Consider the following 18,364-nt stretch of genomic DNA (forward strand, 5'->3'; position numbering starts at 1 on the left):
GGCCCAGCACGCGTCAAGGTAACCGTCCGTCCACGGGCTCAGCTCGCGTCGAGCCGCTTCTCCATGTCATCGAGGATCGACTCGACCCTCCGATAGGTGTGCGAGCTGTAGGCACCGATGCTGCGCTCGGCGGCGAGCGCGTCGCGCATCGCATCGAGGTAGCGCATCTGCAGGATCATCGTCTGCTCCATCACCGCGGGCCTGAGTCTCGGCGTATCGCGCACACCCGCGAGCACCCGCGGGAGGATGCTGTCCTTGAGCTTGGTCACCAGCTTCGGGTCGATCGGCTCGCCGTCGATGGTCTGCGACTCCAGCGGTCCGAGGGTGTCGATCGCATCCTCACCGACCTGCCGCAGCAGGGCCCGGAACGCGTCGTGCCGATCCTTCGAGGACTCACCGGGGAACCGCATCCGGCGGATCATCGCCGGGAGCGTGAGACCGAAGAGCACGAGCGTGATGAGCGCGACCAGGAAGGCCGCGAGCACCACGGTCGCCCGGTGGGAGGTGCCGGCCGGGATGGTCTGGGCGGCGGCGACCGTGACGACGCCGCGCATCCCGGCCCAGCCGATGATCAGGAAGCCACGCCTGGTGATCGGCTCGCGCTCCTCGAAGTCGATGTCAGCGCGGCCCCGCGCCAGCCGCCTCCGCGCCGAGGTGATCCGGGCGTCCTCCCGGTCGTCGGCGGGGGTCAGCGAGTCGAGCTTCTCCTCGAACTGGTCCAGGCGGGTGCGTACCTCTTCCTGGTTGTCCTCCCGGTCCCGGAGCGCCGGCACGGCGAGCCCGGCGAACCGGAGCGCGACCAGAAGGCCGACCACGATCGCGACCAGCCCGGCCATCTCGCCCAGCGTGGTCTCGCCCTGCGCGGCGTCGACGAAGTCGGGCAGCTGGTAGCCCATCGCCAGGAAGACGCCGCTCTCGAGGATGAAGCTGAACGTCGTCCACGTGATGGCCTGGGTCTGCCGGTCGCGAGCGCTGAACCGGCGGCTGCCGAGCGCGCCGGTGACCAGCCCGGCCACGACGACCGCGAGCACCCCGGACGCGTTCAGCTCCTCGGCAGGGAAGTAGGCGATGAACGGCACCGCGAACGAGATCGTCGTGTTGAGCACCGGATCGTCCAAGCGCTGGCGGAGCAGCGCGGTGAGCCAGCCGACGACGGCGCCGATCACGAGCGCGCCCAGCACCGCCCACCCGAACTCGAGCGCCGTACGTCCCAGCGAGAACGAGCTGGCCGCCGCGATCCCCGCGACGGCCGTCCGGAGGACGACGAGGGCGGAGGCGTCGTTGACCAGGCTCTCGCCCTCCAGCACGGTCATCACCCGCGGCGGCAGCCCGACCCGGCGCCCGATCGCCGTCGCCGCCACCGCGTCGGTGGGACTGACGACCGCGCCGAGCGCGACCGCGAGCGGGAACGAGATCTCCGGGAACAGCCAGTGGACGACCGCCCCGATCACCAGCGCCGAGACGATCACCATCACGACCGAGAGCCAGGTGATCAGCCGGAGGTTCCGCCGGAAGTCGATCACCGGCAGGTTGACGGCGGAGGAGTAGAGCAACGGCGGCAGTACGCCGGCCAGGATCCATTCCGGATCGAGCTCGATCTCCGGCGCTCCCGGCAGATAGCTCGCCCCGATCCCGAGCCCCACGAGCAGCAGCGGCGCCGCCACCCCCGTACGCCGCGCGAACACCGACGCCGCGATCATGATCGTCAGCGCCGCCCCGGCGATCAGCAACACGTGTTGGTCCACGATCGGGAGTCTAGGTTCGCGGGCGACGACTCAACCGGAGGTCGCGACGGCGTTCATCGATGAAGTTGCTCTGCGAGGTCGCGGCTGGTGCGGTCCGAGATCGGCAGGCCCCCGAGCCGGTGGCGTCACCAGCGACCTACCGCCGATAGTCACGGGCGAATCTGCACCACGTCGAACTCGGTGCCGGGAGGTGCTCCAGGACCGAACGGCGGTGGGAAGCCGAGGTCGAACCGGCCGTTGACCAGGGCGAGCGTGCTGCCGTGGAGGTCGACCGTGGTCGGCACCCGGAACAGGTCGGACTCGATCACCTCGACGACCTCGCCGCTGGTGAGGTCCGGCGAGAGCTCCACGCGGGCCACGGAGTTGGCGAAGTTCTGCACCACCCAGGCGGTGCGGCCCTCGAGCTGCAGCCCGTCGAGCGTGCCCGGCACCAGAGGAGGGCCGGACAACGGGATCTCCTGGCTCTCGCCGGTCTCCGGGTCGACCAACGCGAGGATGCCGAGCGCGGTGTGGTTGACGATCAACCACCCTCGGTGGGTCGAGTCGATGCCGTTGAGCCCGAAGCCGCCGGTCTGAGCTGCAACGCCGGTCACCTCGATCGGTTCCGTCGCGCCGAACGATCCGTCCGGAAGGATCGGGACCCGGTAGATCAGGGCCGCGAACGTGTCGGTGAAGTACAGCGCGTCCCTGGTGATCGCGACGTCGTTGCTGAAGGTGGTCGCGGCCGGGCCGAGCTCGAGCTCGTCGACGGTCGACCCGTCCCGGGTGTCGTAGACCCATGCACGGCCGGTCGCACCGCCGGCCGCGACGAGCCAGTGGCGTGCCGTGTCGACCCGCATGCCGACCGCCACCCGGCCGTCCTCGGGTTCGAGGTCGATGAAGGTCGAGCCCTCACCGCTGCGGAGGTCGCCGCGGTAGATGTCGCCGTCCAGCAGCGAGCCGACGTAGAAGGTGTTGCCCCCGCCGATCGCGATGCCCTCGGGCTGGAAGTCGTCGGGAAGGGGGATCGAGGACGGACGTGGCACGGCCACGGCGGGCGCGACGAGAAGTGGGACGAGTGCCACTGACAGCAGTGGGGCGAGGAGACGCATCGTTGAGCTCCGATCGCAGGAAGACCTCTCCTTCACGATGCGCCCCCGCGAGCGGTGATGTGAATCCCCTATTCAGGGCACCCGCGCTTCCGACGGGGTAGCGCGCTGCTCGATCGTCTTGAGCACGAGATGCTGAACCGGGAAGGTGCTCCTCAGGCGCAGTCACGCCCGAGGAGCACGGCCCCGCGATCAGCGGAAGCGGCGCAGTCGGAGGCTGTTGCTCACCACGAACACCGACGAGAAGGCCATCGCGGCACCGGCGAGCATCGGGTTGAGCAGTCCGGCGACCGCCAGCGGGATCGCGGCGACGTTGTAGGCGAACGCCCAGAACAGGTTGCCCTTGATCGTCGCCAGCGTCCGCCGGGACAGCCGGATCGCGTCGGCCGCGACCCGCAGGTCACCACGGACCAGGGTCAGGTCGCTGGCCTGGATGGCGACGTCGGTGCCGGTGCCCATCGAGAGACCGAGGTCGGCCTGGGCGAGCGCCGGCGCGTCGTTGACGCCGTCACCGACCATCGCCACGACGCGACCCTCCTCCTGCAGCCGGCGGACCACCGCGACCTTGTCCTCGGGGAGCACCTCGGCGATGACGGTGTCCGCGGAGACCGGGATGCCGACCTCGGCGGCGACCGAGCGGGCCACCGTCTCGTTGTCGCCGGTGAGCAGGACCGGGGTCAGACCCAGGCGCTGGAACTCCGCGATCGCGGCGGCCGAGGTCGGCTTGATCACGTCGTTGACGACCAGCACGCCGCGCGCCTGTCCGTCCCAGCCGACGGCGACGGCGGTGCGGCCCTCGCTCTCGGCGACCGCCATCGCGGACGCGAGGTCCTCGGGGAGGTACTGGCTCCATTCCTCGAGCAGGCGGACCCGGCCGACGAGGACGGCGTGGCCGTCGACGATGCCCTGCACACCCAGGCCCGGAACGTTGACGAAGTCCTCGGCCACCGGCAGGGTGCCGACGCGGGCCTCGGCCCCTGCGGCGATCGCGCGGGCGATCGGGTGCTCCGAGGCGTACTCGAGGGCGCCGGCCAGCCGCGCGATCTCGTCCGCGTTCTCGCCGGGTGCGGCGATCACGTCGGTCAGGGTCATGCTGCCGGTGGTGACCGTGCCCGTCTTGTCGAGCACGATGGTGTCGATCGCGCGGGTGCTCTCGAGCACCTCGGGTCCCTTGATCAGGATGCCCAGCTGGGCGCCACGTCCGGTCCCGACCATCAGTGCCGTGGGCGTGGCCAGACCGAGCGCGCACGGGCAGGCGATGATCAGCACCGCGACCGCCGCGGTGAAGGCGGTGGCTGTCCCCGCGCCGGCGCCGAGCCAGAACCCGAGGGTGATGGCCGAGAGGGCGATCACGATGGGTACGAAGATCCCCGAGATGCGGTCGGCGAGCCGCTGAGCCGCGGCCTTGCCGGTCTGCGCCTCCTCGACCAGGCGCGCCATCTGGGCGAGCTGGGTGTCGGCGCCGACCCGGGTCGCCCGGACGACGATGCGACCGCCGGCGTTCACGGTGGCCCCGGTGACGGCGTCACCGGGTGCGACCTCGACCGGCACGGACTCGCCGGTGAGCATCGCCGCGTCGATCGCGGAGGACCCGTCCTCGACGATGCCGTCGGTGGCGACCTTCTCCCCGGGACGTACGACGAACAGGTCGCCGACGGCGAGCTCGTCGATCGGGATCCGGATCTCGGATCCGTCGCGGAGGACGGCGACCTCCTTCGCGCCGAGCTCGAGGAGCGCGGTCAGGGCGGCACCGGCGCGGCGCTTCGACCTGGCCTCGAAGTAGCGGCCGGCGAGGATGAACGTCGTGACGCCGGCTGCCGCCTCGAGGTAGATGTTGCCGAGCCCGTCGGTGCGCTCGATGGCGAAGCTGAACGCGTGGGTCATGCCTGGCTCGCCGGCGGTGCCGAGGAAGAGGGCGTATAGGGACCAGCCGAAGGCTGCCAGGGTGCCGATCGAGACCAGCGTGTCCATGGTCGCGGCGCCGTGGCGCGCGTTGGTCCAGGCCGCCCGGTGGAACGGCGCCGCGCCCCAGACGACGACCGGTGCGGCGAGCGTGAGCGAGAGCCACTGCCAGCTCTCGAACTGCAGGGCCGGCACCATCGCCAGGAGCACCACCGGGACGGTGAGCAGAGCCGAGATCAGCAGCCGCCGCCTGAGGAGGGCGACCGGGTCGACGGTGTCTCCATCAGTGGCAGGGGTGCTGGACGACGGGGTCTCGCGGCGAGGCTCCTTCGCGCCGTACCCGGCGCTCTCGACGGTCGCGATCAGCACGCTCGCGTCGATGTCGGTGCTGCCCGCGGCGACGGAGATCTTCGCCTTCTCGGTCGCGTAGTTGACGGTGGCGGCGACACCGTCGAGCTTGTTGAGCTTGCGCTCGATGCGGTTCGCGCACGACGCGCAGGTCATGCCGTTGATCTCGAGCTCGAAGTCGGTCGTGGGGGCAGAGGTTCCGGAGACGGTCATCACTGGTGTCCTTCGGGTGGGTGGATCGTGGTGCGCGTCGGCTCCCCGCTCACAGGGAGCCGACGCGGGTGGCTCAGCCGGCCAGCTGGTAGCCGGCCTCCTCGACCGCGCGCTGAACCTGCACGCGGTCGAGCTCGCTCTCGGAGGTGACGGTCACCTGGCCGGTGGCCAGGTCGACGTCGACCGAGGAGACGCCCGCGATCTGGGCGACCTCCTCCGTGACGGAGCTGACGCAGTGGCCGCAGGTCATTCCGGAAACGGTGTAGGTGGTGCTGCACATGGCGCTTTCCTTTCTCTGTGGTGGACCCTGCTCAGGCAGGGAGTCAGTGGGCCTCGGCGACCGCGGTGAAGGCCGCGGTGCGCACCTCACCGGCGTGCTTGAAGTCGAGGAACAGCCGGTACGTCCCGGCCGAGGGCACCTCGGCGGAGAAGGTGATCTCCGGGCCGGGGTCGGTGCGCCCGTCGCCGGGCGCCCCTTCGGGGTGGACGTGGAGGTAGGCGAGGTCGCCGTCGCGGAGCGCGACCAGGTGTCCATACGCCTCGAGGTAGGGCTCGAGGTCGGTGACTGGCTCGCCGCCCCGGGTCACGGTCAGGGTGAGGCGCGAGGTCTGGCCGGCCACCAGATGACCGTCCAGCTCCACCTCGTAGGGGCTGACCGTGCTGGTGGTCGCGGCCGGCGGCAGGGTCGCGGGCTCGTAGGGCCCGCCGACGAAGAGGTCCTGACCCAGGGTCAGTCCCTCGGTCTCGGTCGCCGGCCGGAAGTCGGCGAAGACGCGGTAGGTCCCGGCCGCGGCCAGGTCGGCGGTGACCGACCAGGTGCCGTCGGCGGCCATCACCGGGTGCAGGTGCTCGTAGGACGCGAGGTCGCGGCGTACGACGATCAGGTGCAGCAGCTTGCCGTGGGCGGTCTCGAACCGGGTGACGGGCTCGTGGTCGGCGCCGAGGATCCGGAACCGCAGCGTGGCGGATGCCGAGCGCTGGTGGCGGTCCTCGACGAGGTCGAGCGTGTAGCCGGCCTGGCTGACGTCGAGCCCGGTGGCCTCGGGCGCCTTCTCGGCGCCGTGGCCGGCGTGGCCGCCGTGGCTGCTGCTCCCGGCCGCGTGCTTCTGGTGGGTCGGTCGCTCCGGCTCGCCGAGGGGGCCGACGGAGGCACCCACGGCGGAACCCAGGCCGCCGAGGGCAACGACGGCTCCGGCGAACGCACCGACCTTGGCAATGGCGTTCATGTGATCTCTCCTGGCTCGAATCTCGATGACTCTCGTTGACGTGCCAGAGGTTGCTCGGCCGATCTGTCCGCGTACTGTCCCGGGGTTGTCGGGGCCAGGACAGATATCTGTTCGGCGCCCGAGCCGGGTCTGACTACGCTTTCGACGTGCTGCCGACTCCGACGACTGACATCCGATTCGGGCTGCTCGGCCCCTTCGAGACGACGGTCGACGGCGACACCGTCAAGGTCCCCGGGTCGGCGGAGCGGGCCCTGCTCGCGGTGCTGCTCCTGGCGCGCGGCCGGATCGTGCCCGCCTCGGCGCTGATCGACCGGCTGTGGGCCGACTCGTCGTTGCCGGCCGACCCGTTGAACGCCCTCCAGCTGCGGGTGTCCAAGCTGCGGCGGGTGTTCAAGAACGCCGGTCTCGACCTGGTGCAGCGCGACGGCGGCGGCTACCGCGCCGCGGTCGACCCGGCGACGATCGATGCCGAGGACTTCGAGCGCCGGATCCGACGGGTCCGGGCGTCGGTCGCGGGCGGCGACAGACCGACCGAGACGGACCTCGATGCCTACGACGCGGCGCTCGGGCTCTGGCGCGGCGATGCGCTCGCCGACTTCGCCACCGAGCCGTGGGCGGTGCCCGAGTCCGTACGGCTGGAGGACCTCCGCCGGACGGCGTACGCCGAGCGTGCCCAGATCGCGCTGTCGCTGGGCCGGCACGCGGAGGTCGTCACCGATCTCGAGCCGCTGCTGCGGACCGACCCGACCCATGAGGCCATGGCCGGCCTGCTGATGGTCGCGCTCTATCGCGCCGGCAGGCAGGCCGACGCCCTCGAGGTCTTCACCCGCACCCGGACGACCCTGGATGCCGACCTCGGTCTGGAGCCGTCGGCGTCCCTCCGCTCGCTCCACGAGCGGGTGCTCCGGCAGGACCCGTCGCTCGGCTCCTCCGGCGAGGTCACCCTGTCGACCCCCGCGACCGGGCCCCACCGCCCGAGGTCCGGACTCTCCAACCTGCCGACCGACCTGACACCACTCGTCGGGCGCGAGGAGCTGCTCGCGTCCCTGAGCGAGCGGGTCGGCACATCCAGGCTCATCACCCTCGTCGGACCGGGCGGGTCCGGGAAGACCGTCCTCGGCCTGCAGACCGCCCAGCGGGTCGCCGACCGGTTCCCGGACGGCACCTTCCTCGTCCGTCTCGCGGCGATCCGCAGCCGGGAGCACATCGTGCCGGCCGTCGCCGCGGCCGTGGCGATGCCGCAGGACGGCTCGGCGATCGACCTCCAGGAACGGCTGGCCGACTTCCTCGCCGACAAGCACCTGCTCCTGGTCATCGACAACTGCGAGCATCTCGTCGACCCCGTCGCGACCCTGGTCGAACAGCTTCTGGCGCGCTGCCCCCGGCTCACCGTCATCGCCACCAGCCGCGAACCCCTCGCGCTGCCGAGCGAGGTCCAGACCCTCGTCGGGCCGCTCCCGACGCCGCTGGAAGACGATGATCCCGAGGCGATCGCGGCGACCGCCTCCGTACAGCTGCTGATCCGCCGGATCGCGACGGTCCTGCCCGGGATCGAGACAGACCAGGAGGCGTACGCCCCGCTCGGCCGCATCGCCCGCGCGCTCGACGGCATGCCGCTGGCGTTGGAGCTGGCTGCCGCCCGGGCTGCCACGCTGTCCCCGAGCGACCTCGCCGACCGGCTCGACCAGCGGTTCACGCTCCTCACCTCGGGGGCCCGGACGGCGGAGGACCGCCAGCGCACGCTCCGTGCGACCGTGGACTGGAGCTACGACCTGCTCGACGACCTCGAGAAGCGCGTCTTCGAAGGGCTCGCCGTGTTCCACGGCGGCTGGACCCTGACCGCCGCCGAGCAGATCCTCGCCGACGACGAGACCGACTCGAACCAGATCATCCACGCCGTCGGCAGGCTGGTCGAGCAGTCTCTGATCGTCGCCGAGCGGGGGCCGGTCACCCGCTATCGCATGCTCGAGACGCTGCGTGAGTACGCCGCCGACCGGCTGGCGCGGACCGGCCGGAACGACGCCCTGGCCGCCCGTCACGCGCACTACTTCGCCCAGGTCGCCGAGCGGTCCGCGCAGGCGATGCGCGGGCAGGGGGACGCCCGAGCGAGACACCTCCTCGTCGACGAGCAGGCCAACGTACGCACGGCCATCGCCTGGCTGGAGGGCCCGGCCGGCGACATCGACGCCGCGCTACGCCTGGCCGGTCATCTGGGCCTCTTCTGGCATCAGGGCCGTCACCTCGAGGGCCGCCGGATCCTGCGTCGGCTCCTCGAGCAGGACCGCGGCTCGGCCGCCGCGCGAGCGGCTGCCCTCCAGGCAGTCGCGCTGGTCGAGCGTCCCCGGGCCTGCGTCGTCCACCCCCATCCGCGCTGCGCCGAAGCGGCCCGCGAGAGCCTCGCGATCTTCCTCGCGGACGGTGACGCCGACGGGGCCGCGGTCTCGCGGGTGCTGCTCGCCGTCGAAGGGGTCAACGGGGCGGACCCGGAGGCCGCCGCGCTGCTCGACGACGCCGAGACATGGTTCCGCGCGCAGGGGGACCGATGGGGACTCGCCGTCGCCGGCTTCGTCCGGCTCGAGACCGCACTGAAGGCCAGGGACGAGCCGGCTGCCATACGCCTCGGGCGGGCCACCGCGGCCGAGTTCGGTCACCTCGACGACCCCTGGGGTCAGAGCGCGGTCCTGTACCACCTCGGCTACGGCCTGCGGCACTTCGGACGCCTGCGGGAGTCGGCACGGACGCTCGAGCAGGCGATCGACGTCGCCGCCTCCGCGGGCATCCACAACACCGTGCAATGGGCTCTCGCCGACCTCGGCATCACCCATCTCGAGCTCGGGGACGAGGAGTCGGCCCGGGACGCCTTTCGTCGCGCCGAGCTGGCGTCTCGTCACGTCGGCGACCGCGCCGGGTCGGTCCTCGCGGCGTACGGACGTGGCCGGCTCGCCGAGCGTGCGCAGGACTGGTCGAGCGCCATCTCGCTGCTGTCGAGCGCCATCGCGGGCTTCGAGACACTGGAGACGCCCGCGATGACGGCGAAGGCGACGCTCGCGCTGGCCCGGTGCCACGAGCAGGTCTCCGAGACGGAGGCGGCCGCGGAGCGCTACGACGAGGCCCGCGCGCTCGGTCTCGCCGCCGGTGAGACCGCCGTTGCCGCCCGGGCGGAGGAGGCGCTGGCTCGGCTGAACAACGGCCGGACAGTCCAGGGACAGTGACCCGGGACAGGTTCTCTTCACGCGGTCGGAAGGCCGCCCTGACGAAAGAGAGAACCATGTCTTCCACAGCATCCCCGGCGGCGGGTGCCAACAACCGCCGCTGGCTCGCCCTCGGCCTCATCGCCGCCGCCCAGTTCATGGTCATCATGGACACCTCCATCATCGGAGTCGCACTCCCCGAGATACAGCGCGATCTCGGATTCGCCCCGCAGGACCTCAGCTGGGTGTTCAACGCCTACGTCGTGGCCTTCGGCGGGCTCCTCCTGCTGGGCGGGCGGCTCTCCGACCTGCTCGGCGCCCGACGGATCTTCGCCATCGGGTGGCTGGTCCTCGGAGTCGGCTCCCTCGTCGCCGGCCTAGCTGACGGCGTCGCCGTCGAGATCGCCGGCCGTGCCATCCAGGGCGCCGGATCCGCACTCATCGCACCGTCGGCACTGACGCTCCTGTTCATGACCTTCGGGGCGAACCCGAAGGAGCTGACCAAGGCCCTCGCGCTCTACGGCGCGGCCGCCCCGGCCGGCGGAACGGCCGGCGTGTTCCTCGGTGGTGTGCTCACTGAATACCTGTCCTGGCCGTGGGTCTTCTTCATCAACGTGCCGATCGCCATCGGCGTACTCCTCCTGACGCCCGGTGTGATGCCGGCGGGCCAGGCGCAGCGCGGCCGCATCGACGTTCTCGGCGCGCTCACCGTCACCCTGGGCCTCGCCGCGGTGGTGTTCGCCGTCGTACGCGTCCCCGAGCAGGGTTGGGGATCGCCCAGCACGCTCATCGCCGGTCTCGTCGGCATCGCCCTGCTCGTCGCCTTCGTGGTCCTGCAGGCCGGCTCGGCGGCTCCGCTGATGCGTCTGGGCATCTTCCGGGCGCCGAACCTGGCCGCCGCCAACATCGCCCAGCTCCTGCTCGGCGCGGCCTGGATCCCGATGTTCTTCTTCATCAACCTCTACCTCCAGCAGGTGCTCGGGCTCGGTGCCTTCGAGTCCGGCGCCGCCCTGCTGCCGATGACGGTGACGATCATGCTCGGCATGGTCGCCGTCGCCCCGCGACTGACCGCCGCGTTCGGGCCCAAGGCGATGACCGTCGGCGGCCTCGTCGTCCTCGGGATCGGCCTGGTCTGGCTCTCCCGGATCGACGCCGATGGCAGCTTCGCCGTGGACGTGCTCCTGGCCACGCTGGTCACCGCGGCGGGCATGGCGCTGGCGTTCATCCCGTCGCTGAGCACGGCGCTCGGCGCGGCCGCACCCGAGGAGGGCGGTCTCGCCGCCGGGATCGTCAACACCAGCTACCAGGTCGGCTCCGCACTCGGTCTGGCCGCGATGACCGTCGTCGCCGCTGCGTACGGCTCCGACCAGGTCGGCGACCTGGCCGCCATGACCGACGGCTTCTCGGCCGGCTTCCTCGGCGCGGCCGGCATCGCCCTCGCCGGTGCCGTCGTCACCGGGATCGGCTGGAAGTCGGCGCGCGCCGCGACCGCCCCCGAGTCGGTTCCCGCCGGCCGCTAGCAGTCCACCCTCTTCGTGGCCCCGGAGCGTTCCCGGGGCCACGACGGCATCAGGAGACCGCCATGCAGACCATTCAGCTGTACGTCGAGGGCATGCGTTGCCCTCGATGCGTCCGTCAGGCCACCGCTCGGCTCCGGGACCTCCCCGGAGTCGCCACCCTCACCGCCGACCGCGGCACCGGCCAGATCACCGTCACCGGAGACGTCGCCGCCACCGACCTGCTCGAGGCACTGGCCGGCAGCAGCTTCACGGCGAGCGTGCGTCCGCGGCCGTGAACCCTCCTCGTCGTGGTGGGATCACGTGGTCCTCAGGGATCCCGACACGGTGCGGGTCGGGCGTGCTGCAGCGGAACAGTCAGCGCACCACCGGGAGATGTCCTCGGACCGCAGATGCCAGAACGCGTGCCACCCCAGGGCCGGCGCACCGCAGAGGGTCATCTGGGTGCCGATCCGCTTGAGATGCGCTTCGCCCCATGGCGCAGGATCCCTTGTCCCCGCAGGCTGTCGGTGCCTGGCCACGACGATCCAGCTGCGCCCGATCGTCCTGGGGTCGACGCCTGTGGCGGGCACAGCCATCTCATGCCTCCGCGGCTGCAGCGTGTTCGACGTCTTCGGCGTCGCGGTTCGCGATCAGGGCCATGACGCTCGGGTCGCTGAGCGTGGTGGTGTCGCCGACGTCTCGGCCCTCGGCGACATCGCGCAGCAGGCGGCGCATGATCTTCCCGGACCGGGTCTTGGGCAGCTCCGGGACGATCGTGATCTGCCGCGGCTTGGCGATGGCCCCGATCTCCTTGGCCACATGGTTGCGCAGCTCCTGGATCAGGGCCTCGCCGGTGTTGCCGTCTCCGGAGCGCAGGATCACGTAGGCGACGACCGCCTGGCCGGTGGTCTCGTCGGCGGCGCCGACGACGGCTGCTTCGGCGATCCGTGGGTGGGAGACCAGGGCGGACTCGATCTCGCTCGTGGAGAGGCGGTGACCGGACACGTTCATCACGTCGTCGACGCGGCCCAGGATCCAGATGTCGCCGTCCTCGTCCTTCTTGGCCCCATCGCCGGCGAAGTAGTAGCCGAGGTCCGCGAAGCGGGTCCAGTACGTCTCGACGAAGCGGTCGTCGTCCTGCCACAACGTGCGCAGCATGGCGGGCCACGGCTTGGTGAGGACCAGGTAGCCGCTCGACCCGTTCGGCACCGAGCGACCCTCCTCGTCGACCACGTCGGCGCTGATGCCAGGCAGCGGCCGCATCGCCGAGCCGGGCTTGCCGGCGGTGACCCCGGGGAGGGGACTGATCATCATCTGACCGGTCTCGGTCTGCCACCAGGTGTCGACGACGGGGCAGCGGTCGCCGCCGATGACGCTGCGGTACCAGAGGTACGCCTCGGGGTTGATCGGCTCGCCGACCGATCCGAGGAGCCGCAGCGAGGTGAGGTCGTACCCGTCCGGGATCTCGCGTCCCCACTTCATGAAAGTCCGGACCGCCGTCGGGGCGGTGTAGAAGAGCGTCACGCCGTACCGCTCGATGATCTCCCACCAGCGACCCCGGTGCGGGCTGTCAGGAGTGCCCTCGTAGAGCACCTGGGTGACGCCGTTGGCGAGCGGGCCGTAGACGATGTAACTGTGTCCGGTGACCCAGCCGATGTCGGCGGTGCACCAGTAGACGTCCGTCTCCGGCTTGAGGTCGAACACCGCATGGTGCGTGTAGGCCGCGCCGGTCAGGTAGCCGCCAGTGGTGTGCAGGATGCCCTTGGGCTTGCCGGTCGTGCCCGAGGAGTACATGACGTACAGCGGGTGCTCGGCATCGAACGCCTCGGGCGTGTGTTCAGGGGAAGCGCTGTCGACGACGTCGTGCCACCACAGATCGGTGGCGTCGTCGAACGGCACGTACTCCCCGGTGCGGCGTACGACGAGGACGTGGTCGACCGGGCTCTCGCTGCCCAGTCGTGAAAGGGCGGCGTCGACGGCCGGCTTCAGCGGCGACGGAGCCCCGCGACGGTAGCCGCCGTCGGAGGTGATGACCAGCTTGGCTCGGCAGTCCTCGATCCTCGAGGCGAGAGCCTCGGCCGAGAACCCGCCGAAGACCACGGTGTGGGTGGCCCCGATGCGGGCGCAGGCCAGCATCGCGACGATGGCCTCGGGGATCATCGGCAGGTAGATCGCGACCAGATCGCCACTGACAACTCCGAGGTCGGTCAGCGCGTTGGCAGCTCGGGAGACCTCGTCCTTGAGATCGGCATAGGTGAGGTCTCGGGTGTCACCGGGCTCGCCGACGAAGTGGAAGGCCACCTTGTCGCCGCGCCCGGCCTCGACGTGACGGTCGACGCAGTTGTACGCCGCATTGAGCTTGCCGTCCGCGAACCACCGCGCGTTGGGTGCGTCGGACCAGTCCAGCACCTCGGTGAACGGCACGGCCCAGGTCAGACGCTCCGCCTGCTCGGCCCAGAAGCCCTCGACGTCGGACTCGGCCCGGGCGTACGCCTCTTCGGTGACGTTGGCGGCAGCGGCCAGGTCGGCCGGAGGATCGAAGCGGATCGGTTTGCTGGGGATCGTCAGGTCGGTCATTGCGTCGTGCTTTCTCGGGAGGGCGGGAGGGGAGGCGCTAGCCGAGCAGGGCGGCCTCGTCGTCGGTGAACAGTCGCGACCGGATCAGGAACCGCACGCCCTCGGGCGCCTCCAGGGAGAAGCCGGCGCCGCGTCCGGGGACGACGTCGATGGTGAGGTGGGTGTGCGACCAGTACTCGAACTGCGAGCGCGACATCCAGACCGGCACCTGCTGGTCCAGCCCGATGTCCAGGTCACCCAGGTGGATGTCGGCGTCGCCGAGCATGAAGTCGCCGCTCGGGTAGCACATCGGGGCGGAGCCGTCGCAGCATCCACCGGACTGGTGGAACATGACCGGCCCGTGGATACCGACGAGGCGGCGGAGAAGGTCCGCCGCCCCGTCGGTCACGGCGACCCGCGCCGGAAGGGAGGAGGCGTGGGTCGCGCTCATCAGAAGAACCCGAGTGCGTCGGGGCTGTAGCTGACGAGCAGGTTCTTGGTCTGCTGGTAGTGGTCCAGCATCATCTTGTGGGTCTCGCGACCGATGCCGGACTGCTTGTAGCCGCCGAAGGCCGCGTGGGCCGGGTAGGCGTGGTAGCAGTTCGTCCAGACCCGGCCGGCCTTGATCTCCTTGCCGGCCCGGAAGGCCTGCGACCCGTCACGCGACCAGACGCCGGCGCCGAGGCCGTACAGGGTGTCGTTGGCGACCTTGAGGGCGTCAGCCTCGTCGTCGAAGCCGGTCAGCGACACGACCGGACCGAAGATCTCCTCCTGGAAGATCCGCATCGAGTTGTCGCCCTCGAAGACGGTCGGCTGCACGTAGTAGCCCTCGGCGAGGTCGCCCTCGAGGATGCTCCGCTCGCCACCGGCGAGGACCTTGGCGCCCTCGTCCTTGCCGATCTCGATGTAGGACAGGATCTTCTCGAGCTGGTCGTTGCTGGCCTGGGCGCCGATCATCGTGGTGTCGTCGAGCGGGTTGCCCTGCTTGATCTTCTCGACCCGGGCGATGGCGTCGCCGACGAAGTCGGAGTACATCGAACGCTGGACGAGCGCACGCGACGGGCAGGTGCAGACCTCGCCCTGGTTGAGGGCGAACATCGTGAAGCCCTCGAGCGCCTTGTCGTAGAAGGCGTCCTTCTCCGCGGCGACGGAGTCGAAGAAGATGTTCGGGCTCTTGCCGCCGAGCTCCAGGGTCACCGGGATGATGTTCTGGCTCGCGTACTGCATGATCAGGCGGCCGGTGGTGGTCTCGCCGGTGAAGGCGACCTTGGCGACGCGCGGCGAGGAGGCCAGCGGCTTGCCGGCCTCGACGCCGAAACCGTTGACGACGTTGAGCACTCCGGCGGGCAGCAGGTCACCGACCAGCTCGACGAGCTTGAGGATCGACCAGGGCGTCTGCTCGGCCGGCTTCAGGACCACGCAGTTGCCCGCGGCGAGCGCCGGGGCGAGCTTCCAGACTGCCATCAGGATCGGGAAGTTCCACGGGATGATCTGGCCCACGACGCCCAGCGGCTCGTGGAAGTGGTACGCCACGGTGTTCTCGTCGATCTCACCGATGGTGCCCTCCTGGGCACGCAGCACGCCGGCGAAGTAGCGGAAGTGGTCGATGGCGAGCGGGATGTCGGCGGCCAGCGTCTCGCGGACCGGCTTGCCGTTCTCCCAGGTCTCGGCGACGGCGATCGCGGTGAGGTTCTCCTCCATCACGTCGGCGATCTTGAGCAGGATGTTGGACCGCTCCGTCGTCGAGGTCTTCCCCCACGACGGAGCGGCGGCATGTGCGGCGTCCAGGGCGGCCTCGATGTCCTCGGCCGTGCCCCGGGCGATCTCGGTGAACGGCTTGCCGTTCACCGGCGAGATGTTCTCGAAGTAGGCACCCTTGACCGGGTCGACCCAGGCGCCACCGATGTAGTGGCCGTAGCGGCCTTGGACGGTGACCAGCGAGTCGGGCTGGCCGGGAGCTGTGTATACGGTCATCGGGATTTCTCCTCAGGCAGTTCAGGCATTGGGGCGTGATCGTGGTCACAGACGCTAGGAACGACGAGGTTGCAGCAACGTTGCGGTGACCGCAGGAGACCGATGCAACGTGAATGCAACCTTCAAATGTGACCCTCATCACTTGAGGAGGTCCGGATGAACGATACGAAGCAGAGCCCTTCCATGCGTGCAGCCGTGGCGGACTCGTGGCACCGGTCCGCTGCCGCCGGGGTGACCGCGGACGACACGTGCGCGCCGATCACCCTGCCCGAGGACCAGCTTCGGGACGTACGCGCGGCCCACCCGCTGGCTCGCGTGTTCCCGCTCCTCGACGACGTGCTCGGACAGGCGGCGCGCGACTGCGACGCGATCATGGCCGTCTCGGACGAGGCCGGTCAGCTGCTCTGGGTGTGCGGCTCTCCGGCGACGCTCCGGCGCGCGGAGCGGATCGGTTTCGTCGAGGGGAGCAACTGGGACGAGCGCCTCGCCGGCACGAACGCACCGGGGCTCGCGCTCCGGCTCGATCGGCCGACCAGCGTCGTCGCCGCCGAGCACTTCCGGCGCGCCGTGCAGCAGTGGAGCTGCGCCGCCACCCCGATCCACGACCCGGGCGACTCGCGCCTGCTCGGCGTTCTCGACATCACCGGAGGGGACTCCATCGTCGTGCCCCAGACGATGGCGATGGTGCGCGCCGCCGCGAGGCTCGCGGAGTCCGAGCTCGCCCGCGAGCAGCTGCTGCCGAGGCAGCCCGAGACCCGGCCCGGCTGGGCACGCATCGCCGTGGAGACCTTGGGCCGTCAGGACCTGCTGCTCTCGATCGACGACGGCCGCGGTCACCGCGCGCAGCTGCGGCTCTCACCACGCCACAGCGAGATCTTCCTGCTCCTCGCCAGCGCCCCGCGCGGCCTCTCCGGCGACGAGCTCGCGGTCCTCCTCTACGAGGACGACGGCGGCTCCTCGACGCTCCGCGCCGAGCTGAACCGGCTGCGCAACCTGCTCGGGGAGGAGTTCCTCGCCTCCCGGCCCTACCGGCTCACGACCGAGGTGACCGGGGACTGGCTGGGCGTGGAGGCACGGCTCGCGGTAGGCGACGTCGCGGGCGCGCTCCGCTGCTATCGCGGTCCGATCCTGCCGCGCTCGGTCGCACCGGGCGTGGTCAGGCTCCGCGAGACGCTGGCGCAGCAGTTGCGCGCGGCGGTGCTGCAGTCGGGTCAGCCGGACCTGGTCTCGACCTGGACCCGGTCGGCGTGGGGCGCCGACGACTACGAGATGTGGCTCCGGCTCCGGACCCTGCTGCCGTCCGGCTCCCCGTTGCTGGCCCTCGCCGACGGCCAGATCGCCCGGCTGGACCGCGAGGTCGGTCTCTGAGATGAGCGCTCGAGTGGCGCCGACGACGGCGGTGATGGCACGCAGCTGGGAGATGGCTCCTCGGCAGGAGCAGGTCCCGGCGACCGCTGCCCCGCTGGACCAGGTGGTGAAGTTCCAGGCTCCCGAGGTCGTCTTCGGGCACAACTCGCTCGAAGAGGCGGGCTACTCCGCCGCCCGGCTCGGGGCTCGGCGGCCGTTCGTCGTCACCGATCCCGGCATCGTCGAGGCCGGCTGGGTCGACGTGCTGCTCAGGCTGCTCCGGGCCGAGGGGCTCACCCCGGTGCTGTGGACGGACGTCACGCCGAACCCCAAGGACCACGAGGTACGCCGCGCCTACGAGAGGTACGTCGAGGCCGAGGCCGACGTCATCGTGGCCATCGGCGGCGGCTCCTGCATGGATGCGGCGAAGGGCGTCGCGGTGCTCTCGGGCAACGGCGGCGACATCCTCGACTACGCCGGGATCGACCAGATCGCCCGGCCGATCCCGCCGATGCTGATGATCCCCAGCACCTCCGGAACCGGAGCCGACGTCTCCCAGTTCTGCATCGTCACCGACACCGACCGTCGGGTGAAGATCACGATCATGGGACGCGCCCTGGTGCCGGACGTCTCGATCACCGATCCCCGGCTGCTGACCACGATGCCCGAGGCGCTCAACGCCGCGACCGGCCTGGACGCGCTGACCCACGGCATCGAGTCGTACGTCTCGCTGGCGCACAACCCGCTGGCCGACGGGCACGCGATGAGCTCGGTCGCGCTCGTCTGCCGGCACCTGCGCTCGACCGTCACCGACCCGACCGCGATGGAGCACCGCGCGATGATGGCGCAGGCGAGCCTGCAGGCGGGCCTGGCCTTCACCAACGCGATCCTCGGTGCGACCCACGCGATGAGCCACCAGGTCGGTGGGCTGCTCGACGCCCCGCACGGCGTGGTGAACGGCGTCCTGCTCCCGCACGTCATCCGCTACAACGCGCGCTCCGTCCCCGAGCGGTTCGTCGGGCTGGCCAGAGCCGCCGGACTGCCGGTCGACGGCGTCCCCGGGGACGTCGCGGCCGAGATGCTGGCCGACCACGTCAGGCGCCTGGCCGACGATGTCGGCGTACCCCGGCGGCTGCGGGACCTCGGGGTGACCGACACCGATCTCGACACCCTGTCGGTGACGACCCTCGACGACGCGTGCCTGACGACGAACCCGCGACCGGCGAGCCGCGCCGAGATCCACGCGCTCTTCCGAGAAGCCCTGTGAAGGCGATC

General features: G+C 70.9%; 13 protein-coding genes. 5 read left to right on the forward strand and 8 right to left on the reverse strand.

The window, feature by feature from the left end; genetic code table 11:
* Positions 1 to 38 precede the first annotated feature (38 nt).
* The 5 genes from ACFX43_RS17685 to ACFX43_RS17705 all read right to left on the reverse strand — a co-directional run bounded on the left by ACFX43_RS17685 (position 39) and on the right by ACFX43_RS17705 (position 6,522).
* On the reverse strand, positions 39 to 1,745 hold the full coding sequence (locus tag ACFX43_RS17685) for a cation:proton antiporter (protein ID WP_378830818.1): 1,707 nt from the start codon (positions 1,743 to 1,745) through the stop codon (positions 39 to 41).
* 149 nt (positions 1,746 to 1,894) lie between these two features.
* A complete protein-coding gene (locus ACFX43_RS17690; protein ID WP_378830822.1) occupies positions 1,895 to 2,809 on the reverse strand; it encodes a hypothetical protein in 915 nt (304 codons plus the stop codon).
* Between the two features lie 216 nt (positions 2,810 to 3,025).
* Entirely contained in the window at positions 3,026 to 5,296 is a 2,271-nt protein-coding gene (locus tag ACFX43_RS17695) for a heavy metal translocating P-type ATPase (protein ID WP_378830828.1), read from the reverse strand.
* A gap of 73 nt (positions 5,297 to 5,369) precedes the next feature.
* On the reverse strand, positions 5,370 to 5,576 hold the full coding sequence (locus ACFX43_RS17700) for a heavy-metal-associated domain-containing protein (RefSeq protein ID WP_378830835.1): 207 nt from the start codon (positions 5,574 to 5,576) through the stop codon (positions 5,370 to 5,372).
* Between the two features lie 43 nt (positions 5,577 to 5,619).
* Complete coding sequence (locus tag ACFX43_RS17705) at positions 5,620 to 6,522, reverse strand: hypothetical protein (protein ID WP_378830837.1); 903 nt, start codon at positions 6,520 to 6,522, stop codon at positions 5,620 to 5,622.
* Positions 6,523 to 6,668: 146 nt separating this feature from the next.
* On the opposite strand from ACFX43_RS17705, the gene ACFX43_RS17710 reads away from it, so the two are divergent.
* The 3 genes from ACFX43_RS17710 (at position 6,669) to ACFX43_RS17720 (ending at position 11,508) form a co-directional block, all read left to right on the forward strand.
* On the forward strand, positions 6,669 to 9,734 hold the full coding sequence (locus ACFX43_RS17710; protein WP_378830840.1) for an ATP-binding protein: 3,066 nt from the start codon (positions 6,669 to 6,671) through the stop codon (positions 9,732 to 9,734).
* A 56-nt stretch (positions 9,735 to 9,790) separates the two neighbouring features.
* Positions 9,791 to 11,233: an MFS transporter gene (locus tag ACFX43_RS17715; RefSeq protein ID WP_378830846.1), complete on the forward strand. Its 1,443-nt coding sequence runs from the start codon at positions 9,791 to 9,793 to the stop codon at positions 11,231 to 11,233.
* A 62-nt stretch (positions 11,234 to 11,295) separates the two neighbouring features.
* Positions 11,296 to 11,508, forward strand: coding sequence for a heavy-metal-associated domain-containing protein (locus ACFX43_RS17720; protein WP_378830853.1), 213 nt, complete (start codon positions 11,296 to 11,298; stop codon positions 11,506 to 11,508).
* A 301-nt stretch (positions 11,509 to 11,809) separates the two neighbouring features.
* Here the strand turns inward: ACFX43_RS17720 and acs are convergent, their stop codons facing one another.
* Genes acs through ACFX43_RS17735 form a run of 3 tightly spaced genes read right to left on the reverse strand, consistent with a single transcriptional unit; the run spans position 11,810 to position 15,742 of the window.
* Positions 11,810 to 13,789 carry an acetate--CoA ligase gene (acs, locus tag ACFX43_RS17725; protein ID WP_378830859.1) on the reverse strand — a complete coding sequence of 660 codons (1,980 nt, stop codon included), beginning with the start codon at positions 13,787 to 13,789 and terminating at the stop codon, positions 11,810 to 11,812.
* A gap of 37 nt (positions 13,790 to 13,826) precedes the next feature.
* Positions 13,827 to 14,219: a DUF779 domain-containing protein gene (locus tag ACFX43_RS17730; RefSeq protein ID WP_141802077.1), complete on the reverse strand. Its 393-nt coding sequence runs from the start codon at positions 14,217 to 14,219 to the stop codon at positions 13,827 to 13,829.
* Positions 14,219 to 15,742 carry an aldehyde dehydrogenase family protein gene (locus ACFX43_RS17735; RefSeq protein WP_378830869.1) on the reverse strand — a complete coding sequence of 508 codons (1,524 nt, stop codon included), beginning with the start codon at positions 15,740 to 15,742 and terminating at the stop codon, positions 14,219 to 14,221. Before ACFX43_RS17735 ends, ACFX43_RS17730 begins: the two co-directional genes overlap by 1 nt.
* Before the next feature lie 156 nt (positions 15,743 to 15,898).
* On the opposite strand from ACFX43_RS17735, the gene ACFX43_RS17740 reads away from it, so the two are divergent.
* Together ACFX43_RS17740 and ACFX43_RS17745 are read left to right on the forward strand one after the other, a co-directional pair.
* Entirely contained in the window at positions 15,899 to 17,110 is a 1,212-nt protein-coding gene (locus ACFX43_RS17740; protein WP_378830876.1) for a GAF domain-containing protein, read from the forward strand.
* A 1-nt stretch (position 17,111) separates the two neighbouring features.
* Positions 17,112 to 18,356, forward strand: coding sequence for an iron-containing alcohol dehydrogenase (locus ACFX43_RS17745; RefSeq protein WP_378830881.1), 1,245 nt, complete (start codon positions 17,112 to 17,114; stop codon positions 18,354 to 18,356).
* Positions 18,357 to 18,364: the final 8 nt, after the last annotated feature.

The sequence above is a fragment of the Nocardioides sp. YIM B13467 genome, assembly GCF_042788075.1.
Classification (GTDB): Bacteria; Actinomycetota; Actinomycetes; order Propionibacteriales; family Nocardioidaceae; genus Nocardioides.